General features: G+C 57.2%; 8 protein-coding genes and 1 pseudogene. All 9 read right to left on the bottom strand.

Annotation, left to right across the window (positions count from 1 at the left end):
* Nucleotides 1-1463, bottom strand: a 1463-nt coding sequence (locus TQ39_RS19435; protein WP_420865202.1) for an OmpL47-type beta-barrel domain-containing protein, incomplete at its 3' end; no start/stop codon positions are given.
* Nucleotides 1460-1975: a hypothetical protein gene (locus TQ39_RS19440; protein WP_167541559.1), complete on the bottom strand. Its 516-nt coding sequence runs from the start codon at nt 1973-1975 to the stop codon at nt 1460-1462. The genes TQ39_RS19435 and TQ39_RS19440, both read right to left, overlap by 4 nt.
* Complete coding sequence (locus tag TQ39_RS21895; protein ID WP_276325266.1) at nt 1944-2075, bottom strand: hypothetical protein; 132 nt, start codon at nt 2073-2075, stop codon at nt 1944-1946. The genes TQ39_RS19440 and TQ39_RS21895 overlap by 32 nt, the downstream gene beginning before the upstream one ends.
* A gap of 20 nt (nt 2076-2095) precedes the next feature.
* Entirely contained in the window at nt 2096-2248 is a 153-nt protein-coding gene (locus tag TQ39_RS21135; protein ID WP_156146439.1) for a hypothetical protein, read from the bottom strand.
* A 19-nt stretch (nt 2249-2267) separates the two neighbouring features.
* Nucleotides 2268-3071 carry a DNA adenine methylase gene (locus TQ39_RS19445; RefSeq protein WP_050006759.1) on the bottom strand — a complete coding sequence of 268 codons (804 nt, stop codon included), beginning with the start codon at nt 3069-3071 and terminating at the stop codon, nt 2268-2270.
* A gap of 219 nt (nt 3072-3290) precedes the next feature.
* On the bottom strand, nt 3291-3854 hold the full coding sequence (locus TQ39_RS19450; protein ID WP_208490215.1) for a hypothetical protein: 564 nt from the start codon (nt 3852-3854) through the stop codon (nt 3291-3293).
* 21 nt (nt 3855-3875) lie between these two features.
* Nucleotides 3876-4310, bottom strand: a complete 435-nt coding sequence (locus TQ39_RS19455) for a hypothetical protein (protein WP_050006760.1) — start codon at nt 4308-4310, stop codon at nt 3876-3878.
* Between the two features lie 371 nt (nt 4311-4681).
* A complete protein-coding gene (locus TQ39_RS19460) occupies nt 4682-5035 on the bottom strand; it encodes a hypothetical protein (RefSeq protein ID WP_050006761.1) in 354 nt (117 codons plus the stop codon).
* Nucleotides 5036-5177: 142 nt separating this feature from the next.
* Nucleotides 5178-5469 (bottom strand): annotated as a pseudogene (locus TQ39_RS19465) (hypothetical protein); the annotation flags it as partial.

The following is a 5469-nucleotide window of genomic DNA, read 5'->3' on the forward strand; positions in this document are numbered from 1 at the left end:
TAACTGCTGTTGTCCGTATAGGTAAAAGTACACTCGCTGTCCGCGTCCACCCATTGGATCACGCCATCCGGCGCTGCCCAGCCGATGGCCACAACGCCGCTGTTATCGTCCTGCGCCGTCACCTTCGCCCAATTTTCTGTGGCGTCCCAAGTAGGCTGTGTCTCCACCCTCACCACAACGGGAGCCACGATATCCAGCGCGGTGACATTCACTTTTGCGGCAGCGGAAATATTCCCAGCCTTGTCCGCCGCCCAGATGTAATAAACGCCGTTGTGGTCTGCTTTCGGTGCGGAATCTTGAAACTTATCCAGCGCAGGCGCTTTTTCCTCCGTGGTGACCGCATAGCCTTTCACGCCGCTGTCCGCGTCTGTGGCCGTAACGGACAGCGTCATTTCCATATGGCCGCTGTCTGGCTGCTGCTCCACCTTTGAAACGACCGGCGCGACCTTATCCACCAACGCGGTCTTGCTGGCCGTTCCGGAAATGCGGCCCACATTGTCGATGGCGCGGGCGCCGACCGTATGTTTGCCGTGGTCTGCGATGGAGAGCACACCGCTGTACGTCGTCCAGCTTCCGCCGTCCAGAGAATATTCCGTGCGGGCAACGCCGCTGTGTGCGTCGCCGTTGTCTTTCACTGTGGCTGTGACAGAAGTATTCGTCCACTGCTCCGTGGAAAGCGTGACGCCGGGCACATTGGGCGGGACCGGGTCGATGTATACCTTTGCCGTGGCCGTCTGCCCGGAGGCATTGCCCGCGCCGTCCACCACACGGGCGGTCACCGTTGTTTCACCTCCTGCCGTGATGGTCACGGTGGGGTCGCCCACGGGACAGCCCGTCCATGCCCCGCCGTTGACGCTGTATTCGTAGTGATGGATGCCGCTGCCGTAGTCGCCCGGCGCCGCGCTCCAGTCCGGCAGGCTCGTGCCTGTGTCCGTGCCGCCCGAAAAACGCACCACCGCGCTGTCCCTCTGCCAGCCCGTGGGCGCGCTGATCTGCACGCCGGCCGGCTCGGTGAGGTCATAGCCGTAATAGCAGCCCGCGTACATCGGCACGTTGACCGGGATGTATACCTTGTCGTTCGAAAGCTGCCCGTTGTTGTGCCTGTGCCGCACCAGCGCGTAACGGATGCTCATGTCCCCGCCCGCTGCCGCAATATCGTATCCATAGCACGGCATATACAGATTCGGGGACAGCGCCGTTCCCTGCGAATTCCCCAACGGGTCCCGCCCGCACACCGGGCAGAGCCAGATGTCATAGTTGTTGGGTGATGTGAAGATCTCCCGTGTGTTGACGGTCTGGGAGCTGCCGGAATACATGTACCCGATCACGTAGGTATATGGCGTGCCGTTTCGGTCCGCGCCCAGCGCGCCGCCCGCAGCAAACGCCGTGGACGCAAACAGCGTCACACACAGCAGCGCAAGCAGGCTTGCCGCCGGTCTGCTCACTTTCTTTATTCTGTTCATGCGCATCCTCCTGTCTCCAATTCTTTTAAAATATTTGGTATTTCCATCTTTGGCACAGGCTGCTTTACGGCCTGTCCCCTTTCCTGCCGGCTGGATCTCCGTTCCGGTTTTTTCGCCCGTATTTCTGTTTTCTGCTCCGGAATGATGAACGGTGTTTCCGGCATGGGCGGAGCACACTGCACCGTGCTCTGCTTCGGCGCCATCTGCTCTACCTTCACGACGATCTCTTTTTTCTGCCGTGCGCTCATCCGCCGCACCAGCCTGCCCAGGCGGGCGAGCTGTCCGCCCGCCCAGCACAGGACCATCACCGCGTTCAGCGCCAGTGACAGGCTCAGCAGCAGACAGGCCCGTGCCAGCGTCGCGGGCAGGGCTTCTCCCGCCGTTACCGCCTGCAGCGCCTCCCGTGCGGTATCCGCCAGCGGATGGCCCGAGCATCCGCTCAACAGTGCGACCGCACACACAACAGCGCCTGACGCCCGTTTAGCATTCCGCGGCATCCTGCGCCTCTGCATATGCTTCCTCCAACAGCTCCCGCATCACCCGTTTTGCCCCCTCCGCGCTCAGACGCGGCAGAGACGCACGGATGAAGTCGAGCAGCTCCTCCTCGGTCATCTGCGCGGCCTCCCGTGGCGTCACATGCGTGAGCCGGACAACACCGCCGTCCAGCCGGACGCGGACAAAACTGTTCTTTCCCATCCCTGTGCGGCTGCGCAGCGCACGCGGCATGTCATACGGCCGCGGCCGTCTACGTACAGATACAGATCCATTTCCCCGGTCTTCTCCATTTTCCATTCTCCTTTTTCGTTATGATGCGAATGACAGCTGTTCCGGCAGGACCCGGATGCGTTCGGACTGGTCATAGTTCGAAACAAACAATTCCGGGAACTGCGCGCCGCCGTCATACCGCTGTTTCATATTGTTGAGCCGCGTCACGCGCTCGATATATATTCCCGGCCGGTCATACATTTCCCATACCAGGGGATGGTCGTTGTACGACAGCAGGAACTTGCCCTGCACCGACAGCAGCGTGTCCCGCAGGCGTTCGTGGCCCCCACGGCCAAAGGTGATATTGCTGTAGTAATCCTCGGTGTCTACATACGGCGGGTCGCAATAGAAAAAGCTCACCGGCCTGTCATACTGCCGGATGAGCTTCTCGAAGTCCTTATTCTCCACAACGACCTTCTGCAGCCGTGCGCAGGCTTTATCGATGAGGGGGAAGTTCCCCCACATGCTGTGCGGCTGCGCCGCAAAACTGCCGCAGCCTGCCGCGTAGCTGTACCGGATGACCTGGTAAAACGCCGCAGCACGCGCCACTTCCTCCATCCCCTCCGGATGCTCCAGCACCTGCTTGAGGCGCATGAAATCCTCCCGTGAATTGAGGACATACCGAAGCCGCTCCTGCAGCTCCCGCGGATGGTCACGCACCGCGCGGTACAGTGCGGCAAGATTTCCGTTCAGATCATTGTACACCTCAAAATCCGTGCCCGGCGGTTTGTGGAACAGCACCCAGCCTCCGCCGCCAAATACCTCTATATATCGCTCATAGTAGAGCGGGAAGCGCGCCAGCACCTCTTCCCGGAGTGCTTTTTTGCCGCCCACCCATGCCATGAAGCTGTCTATACCATATGCGCCTCCCCTTTCTTCGGACAGGGCGCATATCCCCGCACACGGGGTATTCCGCGCCCCGCGTGTTCCTGTTCTACTTCACGGATTTCCCTTTATCCCGTTTTTCCGGCTGCCTCCCTGTGGATATATATACTTTGTGTAAAACACATACGCCGTCTCTGCTCTTACTTGACGGAGTGGAAAAACACATTCCGCTCCTGTTCAATATTCCATTCCGTTCAGTTCCGGTTCATCCCATTCATCTATGGATACAATATTCACATATTCCCCAATGACACCCAGAGCCGCATCATAGCTGCCGCACTGGATGACGCGCCTGCACATCTCTTTTGCTTCATCATTCTGGTCATTCTCTGCAAGCGTGCGTGCCGCGATGCCCATGAGGTTGAATATATTTCCATTCGCGCCAATGAGCGGACAATCCGGCTTCCCGTTCTGGACGTTTTCTTCAACACCGAGCCGGTTCGGAAGATAGTCGCTGAGCCATGTACCGCCAAATTGTGCATGCGTCCGAAGACGCCACAGCGCCAACCGCCCTGTATCCAATTCGATTCCGTCCATCATGAACAGCAGATTGGTACACCCCTCATGCTCAAATGCGTATATTTCTTTAAAGTGCGCCCCATTTTGCAATATTTTTTCTTCTGCCAACATTTGATGGATGCCATCTTCCCATTCCCGAAGATCTCCGCCGCAGCCCTGAAGCACCAAACCTTCACGGTCCTGCATTTTCTTAAGGTCCTCTGCCGAAATTTTCTGTATCATCTGTTTTCCCTCCCCTGTTTTTTATGACGGCGGCAGTGTGTCCGGTTCCACCAAATGCAAGTCGGCTGCATAGGCGGGCTGGGTCAGGCGGACATAGATATCAAGCTGTTCTCCGCTCAGGCGGTACAGCGTCCGGCATGCATCACACAGGTCCGGCCAGAACGCGGACGCTTTGTCCGGTTCCCACTGCAATGCCTGCAGCAGATCCTGAACGTCCCGGACGTCCAAACTGGCTGTGCTGTAGGCCTGCGGCGTCAGCATCCCCAGCAGCGCCAGCAGCTGCCGGATATATGTGCCAAGCGCCGCGCGCAGCTCCGGTTTTGTGCGCAGTGCGGAATCCACGCTCTCGAAATGGCCTGTATCGCATGCGGATTCCACCCGGCAGATGCATTCTTCCAGCACACGGCTTTTTTCGTGGATCGTGTACAGCACATCCACATTACGGATACTCTTCACTCATTGCTCTCCCTTCTTCTTCGGCATATTTGTTCTCAGGCATGTACCATCGCTGAACCGGCACAGAAAACCATGCCAGGCCAGCCTGCAGCTTTCACACTGCGGTTCACTTTCCACACGCGGGATATCCGGCCCAATGACACGGCCCAGCGGCAGAATACAGCAGCTTGTCGGCCGTGTCCTCGACCGCCCTTTCCCATATGGATATTTCAGAATTTCCACCTCCCGTTTAACGCAAAAAAGCGGGGAGCGTCTGGCTCTGCTGCCAATTGCTCCCCGCTTTTGCTTTGCGTATTTTGTGATCGTGTGTGCCCTCCTTCCCCCTGATCTGTTTATGCAGACAGCCCCGCGAAAATATTTCCGCGGGGCTGTTACATCAACATTTGTCCAAACGGCATATCAAACAACTCTTCCGGTGACCATATGAAAGTAAAGTTTACGCTTTCCAAGTTACTGCAGCAGCGATTCAGAAAGCCGGTGTCGTCTTTCATGCGCTGCATCAAATCATCGATCTCTTCCGGTGAGGCTCTCATGGATTCGCCTTCGCCATAAAGATAGGCTTCAGCACGAACCGACACTTCGGTTTCCTCACTGATAAAGTACATTAAATCGTCGAATTCACTCCAGCCTTCCAGGTCGTCGTATTCTTTCGGAATCCCTCCGACGAGAAGTTCGATTTCATCTTCGCCTGCGGTGACCGTCACCGCAGAAAACAATAAGGCCATTTTTACGTCCCTCCCAGTCTTTCATTCAAATCTGTTTTTATTTACATTTGCCGCTTCATGCAATTCACCTCCGTCGTTTTTGTAAACACAACCAATACCACAATGACAGCGGAAAGTCTATCAGAATATTTACCGGGGGTACTCAGGTCATCTGCATATCAAATTGCGGCTCCGGGGACTCCATGATCTGTTCCAAATGCCGCGGGTCTACGATGGCCTCGCTTTCGTTCCTGCCAGTGAACAGGGCCAGGATGTGTTCCTTCCGAATCTGCGCCTCATACACCGTTCCGTCCTCACCGAAGCGGTGGGCGAACCTGTCCGCCGTTTTCCGATCCAGTGTCCAGGACAGCGCCCTGATATTTTTGGCGTTGTAGGGGGTAACGCCCCGATAGACCGTCACTGTATCCTCCAGCGCCTGGTGTGCGGTGCGTTTC

This window comes from Ruthenibacterium lactatiformans (genome assembly GCF_000949455.1).
GTDB lineage: Bacteria > Bacillota > Clostridia > Oscillospirales > Ruminococcaceae > Ruthenibacterium > Ruthenibacterium lactatiformans.

Excerpts from the sequence above, each read along its gene's own strand:
- TQ39_RS19440 (WP_167541559.1), bottom strand. The coding sequence starts at position 1,975 with ATGCAGAGGCGCAGGATGCCGCGGAATGCTAAACGGGCGTCAGGCGCT.
- TQ39_RS21895 (WP_276325266.1), bottom strand. The coding sequence starts at position 2,075 with ATGACCGAGGAGGAGCTGCTCGACTTCATCCGTGCGTCTCTGCCGCGT.
- TQ39_RS21135 (WP_156146439.1), bottom strand. The coding sequence starts at position 2,248 with ATGGAGAAGACCGGGGAAATGGATCTGTATCTGTACGTAGACGGCCGC.
- TQ39_RS19445 (WP_050006759.1), bottom strand. The coding sequence starts at position 3,071 with ATGGCATGGGTGGGCGGCAAAAAAGCACTCCGGGAAGAGGTGCTGGCG.
- TQ39_RS19450 (WP_208490215.1), bottom strand. The coding sequence starts at position 3,854 with ATGATACAGAAAATTTCGGCAGAGGACCTTAAGAAAATGCAGGACCGT.
- TQ39_RS19460 (WP_050006761.1), bottom strand. The coding sequence starts at position 5,035 with ATGGCCTTATTGTTTTCTGCGGTGACGGTCACCGCAGGCGAAGATGAA.